Origin of the sequence: Pseudomonas frederiksbergensis, from assembly GCF_035751725.1 — a bacterium.
GTDB classification, from domain to species: domain Bacteria; phylum Pseudomonadota; class Gammaproteobacteria; order Pseudomonadales; family Pseudomonadaceae; genus Aquipseudomonas; species Aquipseudomonas frederiksbergensis_A.
In genome coordinates this window covers 4,450,731-4,469,352 of sequence record NZ_CP142104.1, presented here as the reverse complement: position 1 = coordinate 4,469,352, position 18,622 = coordinate 4,450,731, and the positions used below count along the sequence as shown (strand labels likewise).

Here is an 18,622-nt window from a genome sequence, read left to right as displayed (position 1 = left end):
GGTTAAAAATCAGTGAGTGGCAGGTGCCAGGTCGGCATGGCCGCCCTGGCGGAAAGTAATCAGGGTCACCAGCAGTGCCAGCACGGCCAGCGCGCCGGCGGCGAGGGGCACGGTAGTCAGGCCCAGGCCATGGTCGATGACAGTGCCGCCGACCCAGGCGCCCAGGGCATTGCCAATGTTGAAGGCGCCGATGTTCAAGGTGGACACCAGGTTGGGCGCGGCCTTGCCGAAGGTCACCACGTTGACTTGCAAGGCGGGCACGGCGGCAAAGCAGGCGGTGGCCCAGAGGAACAGGGTGATCTCAGTGGGGATGAGCGCCACGCTGGTCCAGCTCAGTACGGTGGACACCACGGCCATGGTCAGGAAGACGCCCATCAGCGTGTTCGCCAGGCTCTTGTCCGCGAGCTTGCCGCCAATGATGTTGCCCAGGGTCAGGCCGAGGCCGATCAGCACCAGGGTCCAGGTCACGCCACGGGGCGATACTCCGGTCACTTCGCCCAGCAGCGGGGCGACGTAGGTGAACAGGGTGAATACCGAGGCGGAGAACAGCGCGGTCATGCTCAGCGACAGCCACAAGCCAGCGCCCTTGAGCGCCACCAACTCGGAACGCATGTCGAGTTTTTCCTCGTCGCGCTTGGCCGGCAAAAAGCGGATCAGGCCGATCAAGGCAATCACCCCGATGATCGTCACGGCCCAGAAGGTGGAACGCCAGCCAGCTTGCTGGCCCAGTGCGGTGCCCAGCGGTACGCCAAGCACGTTGGCCAGGGTCAGGCCGGTGAACATCAGGGCCACGGCCGAGGCACGCTTGTTGGGCGCCACCAGGCCGGCGGCCACCACCGAACCGATGCCGAAGAACGCACCGTGGCAGAGGGCGGTGACGACTCGGGCGAACATCAGCACGTTGTAGTCGCTGGCAACGGCGCAGAGCAGGTTGCCGACGATGAAGATCCCCATCAACGCCACCAATGCAGCCTTGCGCGGCAGTCGCGCGGTCGCCAGGGCCATGAACGGCGCACCGATCGCCACGCCCAGGGCGTAGCCGGTCACCAACCAGCCGGCGCCAGGAATCGATACGCCGAGGTCCGCCGCCACGTCGGGCAGCAGGCCCATGATGACGAATTCTGTCGTGCCGATGGCAAAGGCGCTCAGCGCCAGGATGAAGAGGGAAAGGGGCATGTTGAATCCTTGTCGGGTCAGAGCTCTTGGCTCATTTGCTGGAGGAACTGTTGGATCACGTCCTCGTTGCGTTTGAAGAAGTGCCATTGACCGACCTTCTGGCTGGTGATTAACCCCGCCCGTTGCAACACCGCCAGATGCGCGGAGACCGTGGACTGCGACAGGCCGCAGCGCTGGTCGATCTGGCCGGCGCAAATACCGAATTCGTGATTGTGCAACTGTTCGGGAAACTGGACCTTGGGGTCCTTCAGCCAGTTGAGGATGTCTCGCCGGACTGGGTGTGCCAGGGCTTTTATTATTTCGTCGAGGTCGAGGGGCATGGGGCAGCTCACATGAATAACGCTATATCGCGATGAGGCGAACCTTAAATCGTTGCTTCGCGATATACCAATATGTATTTGATCTGAAGGCCGCACAAATCGCTATATCGGGTTATAACGATATAGGCGTGGCAGTGCTAAGCTGCCCGTCATGAACTATCTCGCGCACCTGCACCTCGGCGGCCCTGGCCGGGAACAACTGCTCGGCAGTCTTTACGGCGATTTCGTCAAGGGGCCGCTGCAAGGGCGGTACGACCCGCAGATCGAAGCGGCGATTGCCCTGCATCGACGCATCGACATGTACACCGATCGCCATCCGCTGGTGGACATCGCCTTGTCGCGCTTTTCCACGGTGCGGCGGCGTTATGCCGGGATCGTGCTGGATGTGTTTTTCGACCATTGCCTGGCGCGGGACTGGACGTTGTACGGCGAAGGGCCGCTGATGGATTTCACCTCCCGGGTCTACCAGGTCCTCGCCACCGAACCGCAGTTGCCCGGGCGCCTGGCGCAGATCGCACCTTATATGGCCGCGGATGACTGGCTGGGGTCTTATCGGGAATTCGAGGTGATCGAGCAGGTGCTACGCGGCATTTCGCGGCGCCTGTCGCGGCCGGAGGAGCTGGCGGGGGCGAAGGGGGAGCTGGTCCGGCTCTATGAGCCGTTGAGCGAGGACTTTCGGCTGTTCTATCCGCAACTGCAGGATTTTGCGCGAAACCAAGCCACGCCGCAGAATTGATTGTGGAAGCGAGCAAGCTCGCTCCCTAAAGGGAGCCCATGCGGATATGGATCAGGCCGCAATCGCCGCCGGCCGCACCGGTACTGGCTGCTTCTCGGGCATCTCGCCGAACAGCGCTCTGTGCACCGCCTGCTGTGCCTGGAAAGCCAGGGCCGCACGCTCCTGTCCGTGACAGGCAATCGGCTCCAGCAGATGGATTTCCACATCGCCAAGGTCATTGGCGAACAGTCGCATCAAGTGCGACAGCAGATCGTCATCGCCAATGAACGGTGCCAGCAGATCGGGTCCGCCCTTGCGCAGGTAACGGATGGCCACCGGCTGCAGGGCCACATCGGCATCGATGGCCGCCGATAACAGGCGACCGTGGAAGGTGCGCAGCGTGCGGCCGTCGGTGGTGGTGCCTTCGGGGAACATGAGCAGCGGATGGGCCTGCTCCAGATGACGGCTCATCTGCTTGCGGATCAACTGGCTGTCGCCCGAGCCACGACGGATGAACAGGCTGCCGGCCTTGGCCGCCAACCATCCGGCCACCGGCCAGGTGCGCACTTCGGCCTTGGACAGGAACGACAGAGGCGTGAGCATGCCCAGCAGCGGGATATCGGTCCAGGACACGTGATTGCTGACCCACAGCATCGGCTGTTTCGGCAGTTGTCCGTGGACGGTGACGCGAAAGGGCAGGGCGTTGGTCAGCCGCGCCATGAAAAAACGCGACCAGCGCTGGCGGCGCACCATCGAATGAGCGAGTCCCAGGCGTTCCAGCAACCCGAACACACTGGCCATGGCCAGGCCCAGGGTAACGACCAGCAACACTCGCGCGATTCGCGCGTACACCCGCAACCGGCTCATCAGACCGCCGCCTTGAAGTGACGGGCGTAACGCGGGCAGAGTTCGTCGCGCTTGAGCAGGATAAACACGTCGGCCACCTGGAAATCTTCATCCCAGCAAGGTTCGCCGCAGATTTTCGCGCCCAGGCGCATGTAGGCCTTGAGCAGCGGGGGCATTTCGGCGATGACGTTGGACGGTACGTCCAGGGTCGGCAATGGCTTTTTCGGCACGGCTTGCAGGTGTTCGGTGCACAGGTAGCGCTCGCGCAGGCGCTGCATGATGGCCTGGGCCTGAATGCCGCCGTCCTGCATCGGAATGCTCGCGCAACCCATCAAGTAGCTGTAGCCGCCTTCGTTCAGGACCTCGGCCAGCTCGCCCCAGAGCACCGCGATGGTGCCGCCGTTGCGGTAGGCCGGGTCGACGCAGGTGCGGCCGATTTCCAGGATCGGGCCCTGGAGATGGACCAGGCCATTGAGGCTGAATTCTTCTTCGCTGTAGAACCGGCCCAGGCTGCTGGCGGCCTGGTGATCGAGCAGGCGAGTGGTTGCCACGAGGCGGCCGGTGTTCAAGTCACGTACGCCGATGTGGGCGCAGTGAACATCATAGTCATCCATGTCCAGACCCATCTCCGCGCCCTTGAGCTTGGCGTTGAACTCGCCGCTGAAGACGTTGAAGCGCAGGGCCTGTGCTTCTTGCAAGGCCTGGGCGCCGATCAGGCGTTCGGCTTGCAGGCGGCGTTCATTGCCGGTGTCGCTGATGCGGGCGATCTGAGTCATAGCGAATCTCCGTGCGGGATGTGCTCCCGTCTTGGGTTGAGCCAATCGACTTTCTTTATGCAGCCATGTTGTGCAAAGTCAGGCTATGTAGCCCCGGTGTCATCGCCATGAAGCTTTGGTGATGCTTATATGACAGCCTGCGAAGGAGGCCCCGATGCCTTGGCAAACCCTGATCGAACGCAGCGAGCGGCTGCCTGCCTGTGCGGATCTGGCGGAAGGTCATGCCACATTGATGCAGCGCCTGGGGTCGGTCACGCCATTCGAGTTGGCCGTGCTCGGAGCGCGGTCGATGGCCACGCCGGGGCTGGCGTTCCTGGTGGGCTATCAAGCGGCGTTGCGAGCGCTTTGGCCGAGTGCGCCCCAAAGCCTCGGTGCGTTGTGTGCCACCGAACAGCGCAGCTTGCGCCCGGCCGATATGAAGACCCGGCTGACCGACTTGCGAGTGAGCGGGCGCAAGGATTTCGTCACCGCTGGCGATGCGGCCGAATGGCTGTTGATCGCGGCGCGAAGCGAGGCTGCCGACGAGGCACCGCGACTGAACATGGCTGTGGTCTATCCCGGCGAACCTGGCGTGACGTTGGAAAAACTCCCCGCCATTCCCTTGATGCCGGACATCAGCCATGGCCGGGTATTGCTGGATGGCGCATTGTGCGAATTGCTGCCGGGCGATGGCTGGGATGTGTACGTCAAGCCGTTCCGCACACTGGAAGACCTTTACGTACTCAGCGCCATGACTGCCTGGTTATATGGCGTGGGCCAGGAATGCAATTGGCCCCAGGCCTTGCAATTGCGTCTGCTGGCGCTGCTGGCGGGCTGCGCCGAGGTGAGCCGTCATCATCCATCCAGAGCCGCTGGGCATGTGCTGCTGGGTGGGTTGTTCGTCCAGTTCAAGGGGCTTGAGGCTGAACTGGATGATGCCTTGGCCGCCGGGCCGCAAACGTGGCGCGAGATGTGGGTGCGGGACAAAGGGGTGATGGATATTGCGGCGGGGGCGCGGGCCAAGCGGTTGGCCAAGGCGTTGGGATAGCCGGTCGAGCGTCGCGCCCACCGGGGCAACACCCAGAACCTCAAACTGTCATCAACCCTGGCTAGGCTCAGCAGGTTCACCTCTGCGAGCCCCGTGCATGTCCAAAGGCTGGTTGTTGTTCACGCTCTTGCTGCTGACCCTGACGGCCCGCGCCGAAGACTGGCCAGGAGAACAATGGCCGACCGGCCAGGCCCCGAGCGGGCCGTCCATCGAAGCCTTGGAGCAATACGCTTTTGCGCCCAGGGATGATGCCACCCGCCAAGGCATTCGCACCGACGCGTTGCTCGTTATCCAGGACGGTCGATTGGTCTACGAACGCTACGCCGGTCCGACTGACGCGCAGACTCCGCACCTGACCTGGTCCATCAGCAAAAGCCTGCTGGCGACGGTGTTCGGCGTGGCCTACGGTGAAAAACGCTTTGCCCTGGATGATCCGGCAGCCCAGTACTACCCGCCGTTGAAGCGACACCCGGACATGACCCTGGCCGATCTGTTTCATTGGGCGTCTGGCCTGGACTGGCAGGAAGACTACGAATACGCGCCGCTCAATTCCTCGGTCGTGGCGATGCTCTACACCCGCGGACGCCACGACATGGCCGCGTTCACCGCCGGGCATGACAGCTTCAGCCCGCCCGGGCAGGTGTTCCGTTATTCGAGCGGCGACACCAATCTGCTGGCGGCAGCGCTGAAGAATATCGTCGGCCCGGCGCAGTATGCCGATTACCCTTGGACGGCCCTTTTCGAACCGCTGGGCATCCATCATGCGACCTGGGAAACCGACGCCAGTGGCACGTTCGTCGGTTCTTCTTACGCCTACCTCACCGCGCGGGACCTGGCACGTGTCGGCCTGTTGATGCAACGCGATGGCCGTTGGGGCGATCGGCAATTGATTCCCAAGGATTGGGTGACATTCAACCGCGAGCCTTTCGCCAGGTTCCGGGCCGGCCAGGACGAAGCCGTGCCTGGCGGGCACTGGTGGCTCAATCGCGGCGCCGATCCGACGATCCGCCCATGGCCCGACGCGCCGCCGGATACGTTCGCCGCCCTGGGCCATTGGGGCCAGGCGCTGTATGTCATCCCCAGCGCGAGGCTGGTGATCGTGCGCTACGGCGATGACCGCGACGGCAGCTACCGCCACGACGAACTGCTCAAGCGTGCCATGGCGGCCTTCGCCGGGACGGTGCAGCCATGACGCGCAAAGTGTTGCTGGCCATGATGTCGTTGTTGCTCATCGGCCTGTTCGGTTGGGTCTGGCTGGAGCGGGTGGCGTTGCGCGCGTTTCCCGACATCATCAGCGCCTATACCGCTAAGCAATACTGTTCGTGTCGCTATGTCATGCTGCAACCGGCCGATTATTGCCGCGGTTATGTGAAGCAGTCGGTGCCGATCAGCGATTTGCTCGAGACCGTCGAAGCAAAACGCATCACCGTCAACGGCTTGGGGCGTAGCCACAGTGCGCGGTGGATGGGGGCGCGGCAGGGGTGTCGGTTGGAACCCTGAGGTTTGCCGGCTGCCGTTGTGGTTACAAAGACAGTTTGCAAGCGCCCTCGGCCCGGTTAAGGTTCGCCACAGGTTTATCTACCCCCGAGTCTGTATGTTCAAGCGGTCTTTCTCCCACGTTGTCACCACCTTGCTCCTGGCCTGCGCCGCGCTGCCGGCCCAGGCCGACTGGTACCTGGACGGTGAATCCTCGCGGCTCTCCTTCATCAGCAGCAAAAACGGCAATGTCTCCGAGGTCCAGCGGTTCCTGGTGCTTCACGGCCAAGTCCAGCCCAAGGGCCTGGCACGGCTGGAGGTCGAACTCGAATCCATCAACAGCGGCATTCCCCTGCGGGACGAGCGCATGCGCGCCGAGCTGTTCGAGATCAAGCGGTTTGCAGAAGCCACCATTACTGCGCAGCTCGACTTGATACCCATCCAGGACCTGGCCAACGGCGCGCAACTGGAGTTGCGCCTGCCGGTGACAGTGGACCTGCACGGCAAGCAGCACGAATACAATGTGCAGCTGCTGGCGACTCGCCTGGATGAGCGCCGTTTCCAAGTGGTCACCCTGGAGCCGGTGGTGCTCAACGCGGCGGATTTCGACCTGGCGCCGGGCCTGGAAAAGCTGCGCAACCTGGCCGGATTGTCGACCATCAGCCTGTCGGTGCCGGTGAATGCGGTGCTGATTTTCACGGCGCGCTGACATGAGCGGCCCGGTCTTTCCCTGGCGTGAAGGCAATCGCTTCGAACTGTTGATCGACGGCCCGCAGTTTTTCCCGCGCATGCTGGTGGAGATCGCCCGCGCCCAGGAGCAGGTCGAACTGGAGTTGTACCTGGTGGAAGCGGGTGCCTGCGCCGAGGCGATGGTCCAAGCCCTTGTCCAGGCCGCCGAGCGCGGTGTTCGCGTGCGCTGCCTGTTCGATGACTATGGCAGCCTGGCGTTTACCCTGTGCCTGCGCAATCGCCTGATCCAGGCGGGCGTGGAGCTGCGCTTTTATAACCGCCTGAGTTGGCGCCGCTGGGTACGCAATCTCTACCGCGATCACCGCAAGCTGCTGCTGGTCGATCAACGCCTGGCGGTGGTGGGCGGCACCGGGGTCACCGACGAGTTCTGGAACCCTTTGGACGACCGCAGCGACTGGCATGAAGTGATGGTGGAAATCGTCGGCCCGCTGGTGCTCGACTGGCAGTTGCTGTTCGATCGCCAGTGGCTTGCCAACCGTCATCGGCGGGCCTGGAAGCCGGCGTCCAATTTCGGCTTGCCGCGTCTGCCCCGCGTTCCGCCGGTGGGCGAAGGCATGGGCCGGGTGGCGTATGCCGACGCCCGCCAGCATCGCGACATCCTGCAATCGCTGTCACGGGCATTGAACAGTGGCCAGAAACGCATCTGGATGGCCACGCCCTATTTCCTGCCGACCTGGAACGTGCGCCGCTCGCTGCGCAAGGCCGCGGCGCGGGGCATCGATGTGCGGCTGTTGCTGACCGGTCCGCGCACCGATCATCCGTCGGTGCGATATGCAGGCCATCGCTACTACCCGCGCTTGCTCAAGGCCGGGGTCAAAATCTATGAATACCAGCCTTGCTTCCTGCACTTGAAAATGGTGCTGGTGGACGATTGGGTCAGTATCGGCTCGTGCAATTTCGATCACTGGAACCTGCGGTTCAACCTCGAAGCCAACCTCGAAGCCCTCGACTCCAGGCTCAGCAGCGCAGTGGCCGCCAGTTTCGAGCGGGATTTTGAGCAGAGCCTGCAAGTGAGCCTCGACACCTGGCAGCGTCGGCCGCTGTGGAAGCGGTTCAAGCAGCGGTTATGGGGGCTGGTGGATCGGGTGGTGGTGAACCTGTTGGATCGGCGAGGCTGAGCGTCCACCGCAAGACCCAAGTGAGGAGCGAGCAAGCCCGCTCCCACGGGGTATTGCGGTATTGCTGAATCAGAGCAACTCGAAACTCTGCTGCTTCACATCCTGGGAATCCAGGCCGATCTGCACATTGAACTTGCCCGGTTCCGCGGCGTACTTGAGCTGGGCGTTGAAGAACTTCAGGTCGTCTTCGGTAATAGTGAAGTGAATGACCTTCTTCTCGCCAGCCTTGAGCATCACCTTGCGGAAGTTCTTCAGCTCTTTCACCGGGCGGATGATCGAGCCGGTGACGTCCTGGATGTACAGCTGCACCACGGTTTCGCCGTCGCGCTCGCCGGTGTTTTCCAAGGTGATGCTGGCATCAAGCTTGCCGGTCTTGTTCAGTGTGGTGGACGACAGGGCCATGTCCGACAGGCTGAACGTCGTGTAGCTCAGGCCGTAGCCGAACGGGTAGAGCGGGCCAGTGGTGTCGTCGAAGTATTGGGAGGTGTAGTTGCCTGGTTTGCCCGGCGTGAACGGCCGACCGATGCTCAGATGATTGTAGTAGGTAGGAATCTGGCCAACCGAGCGAGGGAAGGTGATCGGCAGCTTGCCCGATGGGTTGTAGTCGCCGAACAGCACGTCCGCGATGGCGTTGCCGCCTTCGGTGCCGCTGAACCAGGTTTCCAGAATCGCATCGGCCTGCTGCTTTTCTTCCAGCAACGACAATGGACGGCCGTTCATCAATACCAGCACCAACGGCTTGCCAGTGGCCTTCAGGGCCTTGATCAGCTCGCGCTGGCTGGCGGGGATGTTCAGCTCTGTGCGGCTTGACGATTCATGGGACATGCCACGGGACTCGCCCACGGCGGCCACGACCACGTCCGCTTCCTTGGCGGCTTTCACTGCTTCATCGATCAATACCTGGGCCGGACGCGGGTCGTCCACGACTTCAGGGGCGTCGAAGTTGAGGAAGTTCAAGTAGTCGAGGACCTTCTTGTCGCCGGTGATATTGGCCCCACGGGCGTAGATCAGCTTCGACTCGTCGCCCAATGCGCGGGCCATGCCGTCGTACACGGTGACCGACAGCGCCGGACGCCCGGCGGCGGCCCAACTGCCCATCATATCGATCGGCGCCTTGGCCAGCGGGCCGACCAGGGCGATCTTCGCGGTTTTCTTCAACGGCAGGGTCTGGTTGCGGTTTTCCAGCAGGACCAGGCTGCGGCGCGCTACGTCGCGAGCATCGGCGCGGTGCATGCGACTGTCGGCGTAGACGTCGGCCGGGTCATCCTCGGCCTTGCCGATTCGCAGGTACGGATCCTTGAACAGGCCCATGTCGTACTTGGCGGCCAGCACTTCACGCACCGCATTGTCGATGTCGCTCTGTTCGATCTCGCCGGCCTTGAGCAGCCCCGGCAGTTCCTTGCCGTAGAGCGAGTCGTTCATGCTCATGTCGATGCCGGCCTTGATCGCCAGTTTGGCTGCTTCGCGGCCGTCCCGGGCGACGCCGTGCTTGATCAACTCGAAAATCGCGCCATGGTCGCTGACGGCCAGGCCCTTGAAGCCCCATTCCTTGCGCAACAGGTCGTGCATCAGCCAAGTGTTGGCGGTGGCCGGTACGCCGTTGATGGAGTTGAGCGCGACCATCACCCCGCCGGCGCCGGCGTCAATGGCGGCGCGATAGGGCGGCAGGTAGTCCTGGTACATTTTCACCGGGCTCATGTCCACGGTGTTGTAGTCCCGGCCGCCTTCAACGGCGCCATACAGGGCGAAATGCTTGACGCTGGCCATGATGCTGTCGGCCGCGTTGGCACCGGTGCCCTGGAACGCCTTGACCATCACCCCGGCAATGCGCGACACCAGGTAAGTGTCTTCGCCGAAGCCTTCGGAGGTCCGGCCCCAGCGTGGGTCACGGGAAATGTCGACCATGGGCGCGAAGGTGATGTCCAGGCTGTCGGCCGCCGCTTCCTTGGCTGCGACGCGGCCTGAGCGGTAGATGGCGTCCATGTCCCAGCTCGAAGCCAGGGCCAGGGGAATCGGGAAAATCGTGCGGTGGCCATGGATCACGTCATAGGCGAAGAACATCGGGATCTTCAGCCGGCTGCGCATGGCCGCGTCCTGCATCGGACGGTTCTCATCGCGCGTGATGGAGTTGAATGTGCCACCGATGTTGCCTGCGGCGATCTCCTTGCGGATCATCTCCCGGGGCATCTCCGGGCCGATGCTGATCAGGCGCAGCTGGCCGATCTTTTCTTCGAGGGTCATCTGCTTCATCAGGTTGCTGATGAAGGCGTCCTTGTTCTCTATGGGGGCTGGCAGGTTGTCGGCTAATACGGATTGACTGGCCAGAGTGACAAACAGGCCCAGCAAACACAGCTTCTTCATGAATAATTTTCTCGCAAGCCTAAAGGGCGTTGATCAGGACACGCCGGTCAGCCTAAATGTGAGGAGCGGCTATTGTTGTTCAGGTGTGATCAATTCAATGCAGCACACTTTCGAACCTGTGCCGATGAACTTAGTTTCGCACCGCGCATCTTTTAGCCCATAGACCCGATTCGATCCAGTGCGGCGGCGATTATGCCCCAGACACCGGCAAGATAGGTGGCGGTGTTTTTTTTATGCAATGCAAGGGAGAGCTCGACCTGATGAATCCACGACTGAACCACCCTCGCGGCCTGCAAATGCTGGCGCTGATGTTATTCACCACGCTATTGGCCGGTTGCGGTATCAACAACATCCCGACCCTGGACGAGCAGGCCAAGGCGGCCTGGGGCCAAGTGCAGAATCAATATCAGCGCCGTGCCGACCTGATTCCCAACCTGGTGGAAACCGTAAAGGGTTATGCCCAGCATGAGCAGGAAACCCTGACGGCGGTGATCGAAGCCCGGGCCAAGGCCACTTCGATCCAGGTCGATGCCAGCACGCTGGATAACCCGGAGAAACTCAAGCAATTCCAGCAAGCCCAGGATCAGTTGAGTGGCGCATTGAGCCGCTTGATGGTGGTGTCCGAGCGCTACCCGGACCTGAAGGCCAACCAGAACTTCCTGGCGCTGCAATCGCAACTCGAAGGCACCGAGAACCGCATCGCCGTGGCGCGTCGCGACTTCATCCTCGCGGTGCAAAAGTACAACACCGAGATCCGCACCTTCCCGGGACGCCTTTGGCACAGCGTGTTGTACAGCGATTTACCGATTCGCGAGACGTTCGAGGCCACCAGCCCGAATGCCGAGAAAGCCCCTGAAGTGAAGTTCTGAAAAAACTGGGGGAGCGGGCTCACTCCCACACAGGAGTTGCGATGCGAGTGTTGAAGTTTGGCCTGGTGCTGTTGCTCTGGGTATTTGCAGCCACCGCCCAGGCCCAATTGAGCTTCCCGGCGCTGACCGGCCGGGTGGTGGACACCGCCCAGATGCTCGATCCGTCGGTGCGCTCGCAACTCGATGCGCAACTCAAGGCCCATGAACAGGCAACCGGGGAACAAGTGGTCGTCGTCACGCTGGCCGATCTTCAAGGCGACAGCATCGAAGACTTCGGCTACCAACTGGGCCGCCACTGGGGCATCGGTCAAAAAGACAAGAACAACGGCGCGCTGCTGATCGTGGCGCGCGATGACCGTAGACTGCGCATCGAAGTAGGCTACGGCCTGGAAGACCGCCTAACGGACGCCCAGAGTTCAGTGATCATCAACCAGGTGATCACTCCGGCGTTCAAGACGGGCAATTTCAACAAGGGCATCAGTGACGGCGTGGCGGCGATGCTCGTGGTATTGGGCGGCAGCCCCCTCGATGAACCGGCTGCGGCGTACAACGGGGATGGTCAGGACGAGGGCGACTTCGTCGAGCGCCACCCAGGGTTGTTCATCTTCCTGGCGATGCTTTTCATCCTGACGATATTTGTCTGCCAAATGCTCGGTATCCTGCCCAGCGGCGGCGGTTCCGGCGGTAGCAGTTACGGAGGCGGCGGTGGTGGCCTCGGTGGCGGCGGGGGCGGCGGCTTCAGTGGTGGGGGAGGCAGTTTCGGTGGCGGTGGTTCGTCGGGCGGCTGGTGACAACAATAATGAGCGGATTTTTTAACACATGGCATTACTGACTGAACACGAACAGCGCAAAGTGGCCGAGGCCATCGCCCGGGTCGAGCGCGACACCGACGCCGAGCTGGTCACGGTGCTTGCCGCCCGCGCCGACGACTACGCCTACATCCCTTTGTTGTGGGCCAGCCTGCTGGCGCTGGTGGCTCCTGGCATCCTGCATTACCTGACGGGCTGGTTGACTATGCACAGCCTGCTGTGGGTGCAGTGGGCCAGCTTCATCATGTTGTGCCTGGTGTTTCGCATTCCTGCCATCACGACCCACTTGATTCCTCGTTCCGTACGCCACTGGCGGGCTTCCAACCTGGCGCGCCGGCAATTCCTCGAACAGAACCTGCATCACACCGTCGGCAGCACCGGCATGCTCATCTTCGTCTGCGAGGCCGAGCGCTATGTGGAGATCCTGGTGGACGAAGGCATTTCCAAGCGACTCGACAACAGCCATTGGGATGCGATTGTCACTGCGTTTACCCAGCAGGTTCGCCAGGGGCAGACGTTGCAAGGTTTTGTGACCTGCATCGAGGCTTGCGGCGAACTGCTCAAGGAACACGTGCCGGTGACCCATGCGCGTAATGAACTGCCGAATCGGTTGGTGGTGTTGGGCTGAGTGATTTTCTGCCGGACACCGTCGTGGCGAGGGGATTTATCCCCGCTGGCAGCGTAGCCCCTTTAGTCGATAAGCGGTTATGGGTCGAGACCTGTCGTCTGATTCGGGTCTGTTGCGCAGCCCAACGGGGATAAATCCGCTCGCTACAGGAAATTTCCCCGTGCCCCGGCATCGGATCCCCCCTAAAATACCCGCCATTCCCGATCCGCCCGCACCGAGGCCGCTTTTCCATGTCCGCTACCGCAACTCCCGCCCGTCCTGCGCCGGATCACCACGCTCAGTTCATCGAACTGCTGCAAACCAGCCTCGATCAAAACGCGTTCATCAAGCTGGTGCTGGCCAAGTACGCCGGTGACGAACCTGATCTGCAGCGGTTGATCATCAAGCAACTGACGGTCAAGGATCAGCCGTGCTTGTCCTTCGTCTACCGCTACAAGACGCGAGACATCACCAAGAATTTTTCGCTGGCCGAAGGCGTGGAGACCGTCGCCGCGCTGTTGCCGGCTTCGTTCAAGAACGCGCATTTGCTGGCGGTCACCGACGAGGCGCAGCTGGAATACAGCAAGAAGGGCAAGAGCTCGCTGTTCAAGAGCAAGCCCCAGCAACTGCGGGAGGTGCCGTCCGCCGGGCACAACCGTGAGAAGAACCGCTTCCTCGACCTGGGCCGGCCCTTTTTGGCCGACCTGGGCGTGACCAACCACAAACATGAGCTGATCCCGGCGATGTCGCGCAAGTGGAAGCAGATCAACAAGTTCATCGAGGTCTTCAGCCACGCCCTCACGTCTTCGCCATTGGCCTTGGACAAACCGGTGCGAGTCTCGGATTTCGGCTCGGGCAAGGGCTACCTGACCTTCGCCATCCATGATTACCTGCGCAACACCTTGCAGGCCGAAGGCGTGGTCACCGGTGTCGAGCTGCGCGAGGATATGGTCAAGCTGTGCAACGAAGCCGCCGCCCGGCTCGAGCACCCGGGCCTGAGCTTCCAGCATGGCGACGTGCGCAGCGTGGCGCCGAGCGCGGTGGATGTGATGATCGCCTTGCACGCCTGCGACATTGCTACCGACTATGCCATCCACATGGGCATCCGCTCGGGCGCCTCGATCATCATGTGCTCGCCGTGCTGCCACAAGCAGATCCGCCTGCAAATCCAGAGCCCGGCGCTGCTCAAGCCGATGTTGCAATACGGCCTCCATCTGGGCCAACAGGCGGAAATGGTCACCGACAGCCTGCGGGCCCTGTTTCTCGAAGCGTGTGGCTACGAGACCAAGGTGTTCGAGTTCATTTCCCTGGACCACACCAACAAAAACAAGATGATCCTGGCCGTCAAGCGCGCCGAACCGGTGCAGCCGGCCGAACTGCTCGCCAAGATCGAAGAACTCAAGGCCTTCTACCACATCACCGAGCACTGCCTCGAAACGCTGCTGCGGGCAGATGGGTACCTTGCCTGACAACACCGACCGGAACCCTGTGGGAGCGAGACCGCTCGCGAAGCACGGAAACGCGGTGCGCCTGACAACCCGCGCCGCCTGATTCGCGAGCGGGCTCGCTCCCACAAATGTTCACCGTCAGCGCGCTACGATGCAGCCCGTCAGCTCGCGGCGAGGATTTGCCCCCGTTCTGTTACAGCGGACTACCTTTAATGCGTTCATTCCTCCACGCATTCCAAAGGAGCCCATTCCATGGCCGCCAAGAAAATCCTCATGCTGGTCGGCGATTACGTCGAAGATTACGAAGTCATGGTGCCGTTCCAGGCCTTGCAGATGGTCGGCCACACCGTCCATGCCGTCTGCCCGGACAAGACGTCTGGGCAGACTGTCCGCACGGCGATTCATGACTTCGAGGGCGACCAGACCTACAGCGAAAAACCAGGACATCTGTTCGCCCTCAACCATGACTTCGCCGGCGTCGAGGCGACCGACTACGATGCGTTGCTGGTGCCAGGCGGTCGAGCGCCGGAATACTTGCGACTGAACGAAAAAGTCCTGCAACTGGTGCGCGATTTCGACATGGCGGGAAAGCCGATCGCGGCGGTGTGCCACGGTGCGCAGTTGCTGGCGGCGGCGGGCATCCTGGAAGGGCGCGAGTGCAGCGCCTATCCGGCCTGTGCCCCGGAAGTGCGCTTGGCTGGCGGGACGTTCATCGACATCCCGGTGACCGAAGGCCACGTCCAGGGCAACCTGGCCACGGCACCGGCCTGGCCGGCGCACCCGAATTGGCTGGCGGGGTTCCTGACGTTGCTCGGTACGGCGATTACCTTGTAGGCGCCATCGAGAGGCTAGACCTCCACCGGCACCGTCAACTTCGGATCGCCCAGCGGATGACTCTTGGCATCGAAAAAGCGCAGCTGCGTGTCCAGCCCTTGGAATAGCTTGGCGTAATGCCGTTTCTGGTGCTGGATGAACGCCTGGCTGCGCGGGTAGATCGAGAGGGCAACGGTCTTCGGCGCTGCCTGGCGCAAGGCGTGGACGATGTGGTTGTCCTGCTCGCCGAGGGCGTGGCCGAACAGGCAAAGGTTGTCGTGATGGTGCAGCAGTTGGTCGTAGCAGAACGACAGATAGTCGCTGCTGCGGATGGTCTTGAGCTTGTCCTGGCTCGGGCCTTCGCTGACCAGCAACGGTACATCGTCAAGGGTCTTGATGGTGTTGTTGATGGCGAAACTGCCCAGCAGCGTGCCTTCGGTGGACGTGAGCTTGCGTGCCGTCCCGTCCTGGTTGCGCACCAGGTGCAGGCCGCCGTGCAGGTACAAGAGGCGAGGTTTGTCGAGGTGGGTCTGGCTCAAGTCGAAGCTGTGATCGGCGCCCAGGAACAGATCGGTGAACGTCTCGGGCGCGTGCTGTAGCGCCCAATAGCTCAGCAAATCGTAGTTGGTGGTGAACACCGTGCGGTAGCGCCCCAATTCTTGGTTCAGGCTTGCCAGGGTCGAGGGTTGTACCAGCCGCCAAGGAATATGCACGGCGTGTACGGTGTTGATCAGCGCTTCCTTGATCGCGTAATAACGATTGCGCGGCGCGGCGGAGCTGACGGCCAGGGCCTTGTTGACCCGGCTGGTGGTTTTCAATGCCCCCAGCACCTGTTCGAAACTTCGCGTCTGCAGTGCGTCGAACACGCTCAGTTCCGACGCACTCAAGGGTTTTTCCTCGACGGTACGGGCGTTCTCGAACAATGAGTCGTAGCCGAAATCGTCCCACACGGCGCGGCTGGCGCCATTGCCTACCAACAGGCCGCTGAAGGTGGTGTCGGCGCGCAAGGTCTCCCACTCTTCGAGCCGGGCGTCGTATTCCTGGAAATCGGTCATCGCGAAAGTCATCTCAAAACGTGGCAAAGGCAGGGCGTGACTTTATCACGACCCAGTCTTGAGCCAGATCAAGATACGTCGTGACCAGTCGGTCAATCCTGTACGCCCCTGCCGATTCGGCCTCTTTCAGGAGCGTGTCCCCATGAGCAGCACTTTTTTCATTCCAGCCGTGAACATCATGGGCCTGGGTTGCCTCGACGAGGCGATGACCGCCATCCGCAACTACGGTTTTCGCAAGGCGCTCATCGTCACCGACGTTGGGTTGGCGAAGGCCGGTGTTGCCACCAAAGTGGCCGAGTTGCTGGCGATCCAGGACGTCGACGCGGTGATCTACGACGGTGCCAAGCCCAACCCGAGCATTGCCAACGTCGAACTCGGGCTCGGTTTGCTGAAAGAAAGCCGATGCGATTTCATCGTGTCGCTGGGCGGCGGCTCCCCCCATGACTGCGCCAAGGGCATCGCGCTGTGCGCGACCAACGGTGGACAGATCCGCGACTACGAAGGCGTCGATCGTTCCAGCAAGCCGCAGCTGCCCTTGATTGCCATCAACACCACGGCGGGCACCGCCAGTGAAATGACCCGTTTCTGCATCATCACCGACGATACGCGCCACGTGAAAATGGCCATCGTCGACCGTAACGTAACGCCGCTGATGTCGGTCAATGACCCGGCCCTGATGGTGGCGATGCCCAAGGGCTTGACCGCCGCCACCGGCATGGATGCGTTGACTCACGCGATCGAGGCTTATGTCTCCACGGCCGCCACGCCCATCACCGACGCCTGTGCCCTTAAGGCGATTACATTGATCAGCAACAACCTGCGTCTGGCCGTGCGTGACGGCAACGATTTGTCGGCGCGGGAGAATATGGCTTACGCACAGTTTCTCGCGGGGATGGCATTCAATAATGCTTCGCTGGGTTTCGTGCATGCGATGGCGCACCAGTTGGGCGGCTTCTATGACTTGCCCCATGGTGTATGCAACGCCGTATTGCTGCCCCATGTGCAGAGTTTCAATGCCATGGTATGTGCCGTCCGGCTGACGGACGTAGCCCACGCCATGGGCGCCGATATTCGCGGGTTCAGCCCTGAAGAAGGCGCGCAGGCCGCCATCGCGGCGATTCGCAGCCTGGCCGTGGACGTGGATATTCCAGCAGGCTTGCGGGAGTTGGGCATGCGCCTCAATGACGTGCCGGTGCTGGCTGCCAATGCCCTGAAGGACGCATGCGGCCTGACCAACCCGCGGGCGGCGGACCAGCGGCAAATCGAGGAAATTTTCCGCAGCGCTTTCTAAGCGACCCGGGGCGGCGTGAACCTTGCGCACAGCATCGCCGCCACCGCTAACAACGTGCACAGCACCGCCAGTGGCCAGGCCTGTTGACTCAACAACAGGCTGGCCATGGCACCGATCACCGAAGCCATCAGCTGGTGCAGGAACCCGCTCAATGCCATGGCGTAAGCGCCGGCGATCGGCGAGCCTTCGTTTGCCAGCGACAGGCTGATTGGATAGTTCAGCGACTGGCCAAACACCGCGAAGCAGTACGGCAACCAGAACACAAGCGCGACGCTGCTCAGTGAAACGCTTCCTGCCAGCATGGTCGCGCTGCCGCCCACTACCAAGGCGATGCCCCAGCCCATCAGCCGCCGCTGGCCCGTTCGCAGCACAAAAGCGTTCACCGCGAGCGCGCCCAGCAGATACGCCGCGCTGATCGGCCAGCCCAGCAGCCCGTACTCGATGGGCGACCAGTGGAAGCTCTCCTGCAGAATCAGCGGCGCGGCGGTATTGAAGGCGATGATGACGCCGTAGCCCAAGCCGCCCGCCAAAGCTGGTAACAGAAAACCGCGATGCTGGAGTATCCGTCCATAGATCCGCCACGCTGATTGTCCGTTGCTACCTTCGGCAAGCACCGGGAATGTTGCCGTTGACACGGCGGCGGCCATGACCAGGCTGGCCGCGCCCAAACCGAGAAAAATCGCTTCCCACCCAAACACAGCCTGGATCAGCGAGCCGAGGTATTGGCCGATGCCGAGGGCAACCACAAAGGCAATCGATATCCAGGACAAGGCCTTGGCCAGCAGGTCGCCGCTGAAGCTGTCACGGATCAACACCCGTGCCATCACCGAAATGCCGCTGGCGCCGATGCCCTGGATCAACCTGAACGCCAGGAACGTTTCGATCGTCGTGCCCAGCGGCAACGCCAGGTTCCCCAAACCGTACAGCGTCAATGCCGCCAACAGCACAGGCTTGCGCCCGATGCGCTGGCTCAGGCTGCCCCACATCAGCATCGGCAGGGCCATGCCGATCAGGTACACCGACAAGCCCCACGACACTCGGGACGCATCCGCGCCCAGGGCCTGGGCAATGTCCGGCAGGGCCGGTAGGTAAATGCTCATGCCCAGCTGTGCCAGGAAGACCGTGGTGCAAGTGACGATCAGCGTTGTACGGTTTTTCATCAAGG

19 protein-coding genes are annotated in these 18,622 nt (G+C 62.1%); 12 read left to right on the top strand and 7 right to left on the bottom strand.

All coding sequences use genetic code 11. The features are described 5' to 3' along the window. Positions 1–9: 9 nt before the first annotated feature. Together VQ575_RS19870 and VQ575_RS19865 are read right to left on the bottom strand one after the other, a co-directional pair. Positions 10–1,176 (bottom strand): MFS transporter, encoded by a 1,167-nt coding sequence (locus VQ575_RS19870; protein WP_039593262.1) that lies wholly within the window; start codon positions 1,174–1,176, stop codon positions 10–12. Between the two features lie 17 nt (positions 1,177–1,193). After that, positions 1,194–1,496: an ArsR/SmtB family transcription factor gene (locus tag VQ575_RS19865; RefSeq protein ID WP_039593263.1), complete on the bottom strand. Its 303-nt coding sequence runs from the start codon at positions 1,494–1,496 to the stop codon at positions 1,194–1,196. 151 nt (positions 1,497–1,647) lie between these two features. On the opposite strand from VQ575_RS19865, the gene VQ575_RS19860 reads away from it, so the two are divergent. Further along, on the top strand, positions 1,648–2,232 hold the full coding sequence (locus tag VQ575_RS19860; RefSeq protein WP_039593264.1) for an acyl carrier protein phosphodiesterase: 585 nt from the start codon (positions 1,648–1,650) through the stop codon (positions 2,230–2,232). Between the two features lie 51 nt (positions 2,233–2,283). On the opposite strand, the gene VQ575_RS19855 is transcribed toward VQ575_RS19860, so the two are convergent. Together VQ575_RS19855 and olsB are read right to left on the bottom strand one after the other, a co-directional pair. Further along, a complete protein-coding gene (locus VQ575_RS19855; RefSeq protein WP_039593265.1) occupies positions 2,284–3,078 on the bottom strand; it encodes a lysophospholipid acyltransferase family protein in 795 nt (264 codons plus the stop codon). Then, a complete protein-coding gene (olsB, locus tag VQ575_RS19850; protein WP_039593266.1) occupies positions 3,078–3,833 on the bottom strand; it encodes an L-ornithine N(alpha)-acyltransferase in 756 nt (251 codons plus the stop codon). Before olsB ends, VQ575_RS19855 begins: the two co-directional genes overlap by 1 nt. A gap of 154 nt (positions 3,834–3,987) precedes the next feature. Here olsB and VQ575_RS19845 point away from each other — a divergent pair, with 154 nt between their 5' ends. The 5 genes from VQ575_RS19845 (at position 3,988) to VQ575_RS19825 (ending at position 8,204) form a co-directional block, all read left to right on the top strand. Continuing rightward, positions 3,988–4,860, top strand: coding sequence for an acyl-CoA dehydrogenase middle domain-containing protein (locus tag VQ575_RS19845; RefSeq protein WP_039593267.1), 873 nt, complete (start codon positions 3,988–3,990; stop codon positions 4,858–4,860). Positions 4,861–4,957: 97 nt separating this feature from the next. Beyond that, positions 4,958–6,052 carry a serine hydrolase domain-containing protein gene (locus tag VQ575_RS19840; RefSeq protein WP_039593268.1) on the top strand — a complete coding sequence of 365 codons (1,095 nt, stop codon included), beginning with the start codon at positions 4,958–4,960 and terminating at the stop codon, positions 6,050–6,052. Beyond that, positions 6,049–6,360, top strand: a complete 312-nt coding sequence (locus tag VQ575_RS19835; protein ID WP_325918281.1) for an amidase — start codon at positions 6,049–6,051, stop codon at positions 6,358–6,360. The genes VQ575_RS19840 and VQ575_RS19835 overlap by 4 nt, the downstream gene beginning before the upstream one ends. 94 nt (positions 6,361–6,454) lie before the next feature. Next, the gene (locus VQ575_RS19830) at positions 6,455–7,045 is read left to right on the top strand and encodes a YceI family protein (RefSeq protein WP_325918280.1); all 591 of its coding nucleotides are present in this window, start codon (positions 6,455–6,457) and stop codon (positions 7,043–7,045) included. Between the two features lies 1 nt (position 7,046). Further along, positions 7,047–8,204: a phospholipase D-like domain-containing protein gene (locus VQ575_RS19825; RefSeq protein WP_325918278.1), complete on the top strand. Its 1,158-nt coding sequence runs from the start codon at positions 7,047–7,049 to the stop codon at positions 8,202–8,204. Positions 8,205–8,273: 69 nt separating this feature from the next. Here the strand turns inward: VQ575_RS19825 and bglX are convergent, their stop codons facing one another. Next, positions 8,274–10,565, bottom strand: a complete 2,292-nt coding sequence (gene bglX, locus VQ575_RS19820; RefSeq protein WP_039593272.1) for a beta-glucosidase BglX — start codon at positions 10,563–10,565, stop codon at positions 8,274–8,276. 260 nt (positions 10,566–10,825) lie between these two features. Here bglX and VQ575_RS19815 point away from each other — a divergent pair, with 260 nt between their 5' ends. The 5 genes from VQ575_RS19815 to VQ575_RS19795 all read left to right on the top strand — a co-directional run bounded on the left by VQ575_RS19815 (position 10,826) and on the right by VQ575_RS19795 (position 15,132). After that, on the top strand, positions 10,826–11,434 hold the full coding sequence (locus VQ575_RS19815; RefSeq protein WP_039593273.1) for a LemA family protein: 609 nt from the start codon (positions 10,826–10,828) through the stop codon (positions 11,432–11,434). Between the two features lie 41 nt (positions 11,435–11,475). After that, complete coding sequence (locus VQ575_RS19810) at positions 11,476–12,225, top strand: TPM domain-containing protein (RefSeq protein ID WP_325918276.1); 750 nt, start codon at positions 11,476–11,478, stop codon at positions 12,223–12,225. 28 nt (positions 12,226–12,253) lie between these two features. Then, complete coding sequence (locus tag VQ575_RS19805; RefSeq protein WP_198724263.1) at positions 12,254–12,871, top strand: TPM domain-containing protein; 618 nt, start codon at positions 12,254–12,256, stop codon at positions 12,869–12,871. Positions 12,872–13,101: 230 nt separating this feature from the next. Next, the gene (locus tag VQ575_RS19800; protein WP_039593276.1) at positions 13,102–14,319 is read left to right on the top strand and encodes a class I SAM-dependent methyltransferase; all 1,218 of its coding nucleotides are present in this window, start codon (positions 13,102–13,104) and stop codon (positions 14,317–14,319) included. 231 nt (positions 14,320–14,550) lie between these two features. After that, positions 14,551–15,132, top strand: coding sequence for a DJ-1/PfpI family protein (locus VQ575_RS19795; RefSeq protein ID WP_039593277.1), 582 nt, complete (start codon positions 14,551–14,553; stop codon positions 15,130–15,132). Between the two features lie 14 nt (positions 15,133–15,146). Here the strand turns inward: VQ575_RS19795 and VQ575_RS19790 are convergent, their stop codons facing one another. Continuing rightward, positions 15,147–16,166, bottom strand: a complete 1,020-nt coding sequence (locus VQ575_RS19790; protein ID WP_039593278.1) for a DUF4917 family protein — start codon at positions 16,164–16,166, stop codon at positions 15,147–15,149. Positions 16,167–16,308: 142 nt separating this feature from the next. On the opposite strand from VQ575_RS19790, the gene yiaY reads away from it, so the two are divergent. Continuing rightward, positions 16,309–17,457, top strand: coding sequence for an L-threonine dehydrogenase (gene yiaY / locus VQ575_RS19785; RefSeq protein WP_325918275.1), 1,149 nt, complete (start codon positions 16,309–16,311; stop codon positions 17,455–17,457). On the opposite strand, the gene VQ575_RS19780 is transcribed toward yiaY, so the two are convergent. After that, positions 17,454–18,617 (bottom strand): multidrug effflux MFS transporter, encoded by a 1,164-nt coding sequence (locus tag VQ575_RS19780; protein WP_325918273.1) that lies wholly within the window; start codon positions 18,615–18,617, stop codon positions 17,454–17,456. The two genes, yiaY and VQ575_RS19780, sit on opposite strands and share 4 nt — an antisense overlap. Positions 18,618–18,622 lie beyond the last annotated feature (5 nt).

What these genes read in the sequence shown, in the direction of transcription:
- VQ575_RS19870 (WP_039593262.1), bottom strand. Translation starts at nt 1,176, where the DNA reads ATGCCCCTTTCCCTCTTCATCCTGGCGCTGAGCGCCTTTGCCATCGGC.
- VQ575_RS19865 (WP_039593263.1), bottom strand. Translation starts at nt 1,496, where the DNA reads ATGCCCCTCGACCTCGACGAAATAATAAAAGCCCTGGCACACCCAGTC.
- VQ575_RS19860 (WP_039593264.1), top strand. Translation starts at nt 1,648, where the DNA reads ATGAACTATCTCGCGCACCTGCACCTCGGCGGCCCTGGCCGGGAACAA.
- VQ575_RS19855 (WP_039593265.1), bottom strand. Translation starts at nt 3,078, where the DNA reads ATGAGCCGGTTGCGGGTGTACGCGCGAATCGCGCGAGTGTTGCTGGTC.
- olsB (WP_039593266.1), bottom strand. Translation starts at nt 3,833, where the DNA reads ATGACTCAGATCGCCCGCATCAGCGACACCGGCAATGAACGCCGCCTG.
- VQ575_RS19845 (WP_039593267.1), top strand. Translation starts at nt 3,988, where the DNA reads ATGCCTTGGCAAACCCTGATCGAACGCAGCGAGCGGCTGCCTGCCTGT.
- VQ575_RS19840 (WP_039593268.1), top strand. Translation starts at nt 4,958, where the DNA reads ATGTCCAAAGGCTGGTTGTTGTTCACGCTCTTGCTGCTGACCCTGACG.
- VQ575_RS19835 (WP_325918281.1), top strand. Translation starts at nt 6,049, where the DNA reads ATGACGCGCAAAGTGTTGCTGGCCATGATGTCGTTGTTGCTCATCGGC.
- VQ575_RS19830 (WP_325918280.1), top strand. Translation starts at nt 6,455, where the DNA reads ATGTTCAAGCGGTCTTTCTCCCACGTTGTCACCACCTTGCTCCTGGCC.
- VQ575_RS19825 (WP_325918278.1), top strand. Translation starts at nt 7,047, where the DNA reads ATGAGCGGCCCGGTCTTTCCCTGGCGTGAAGGCAATCGCTTCGAACTG.
- bglX (WP_039593272.1), bottom strand. Translation starts at nt 10,565, where the DNA reads ATGAAGAAGCTGTGTTTGCTGGGCCTGTTTGTCACTCTGGCCAGTCAA.
- VQ575_RS19815 (WP_039593273.1), top strand. Translation starts at nt 10,826, where the DNA reads ATGAATCCACGACTGAACCACCCTCGCGGCCTGCAAATGCTGGCGCTG.
- VQ575_RS19810 (WP_325918276.1), top strand. Translation starts at nt 11,476, where the DNA reads ATGCGAGTGTTGAAGTTTGGCCTGGTGCTGTTGCTCTGGGTATTTGCA.
- VQ575_RS19805 (WP_198724263.1), top strand. Translation starts at nt 12,254, where the DNA reads ATGGCATTACTGACTGAACACGAACAGCGCAAAGTGGCCGAGGCCATC.
- VQ575_RS19800 (WP_039593276.1), top strand. Translation starts at nt 13,102, where the DNA reads ATGTCCGCTACCGCAACTCCCGCCCGTCCTGCGCCGGATCACCACGCT.
- VQ575_RS19795 (WP_039593277.1), top strand. Translation starts at nt 14,551, where the DNA reads ATGGCCGCCAAGAAAATCCTCATGCTGGTCGGCGATTACGTCGAAGAT.
- VQ575_RS19790 (WP_039593278.1), bottom strand. Translation starts at nt 16,166, where the DNA reads ATGACCGATTTCCAGGAATACGACGCCCGGCTCGAAGAGTGGGAGACC.
- yiaY (WP_325918275.1), top strand. Translation starts at nt 16,309, where the DNA reads ATGAGCAGCACTTTTTTCATTCCAGCCGTGAACATCATGGGCCTGGGT.
- VQ575_RS19780 (WP_325918273.1), bottom strand. Translation starts at nt 18,617, where the DNA reads ATGAAAAACCGTACAACGCTGATCGTCACTTGCACCACGGTCTTCCTG.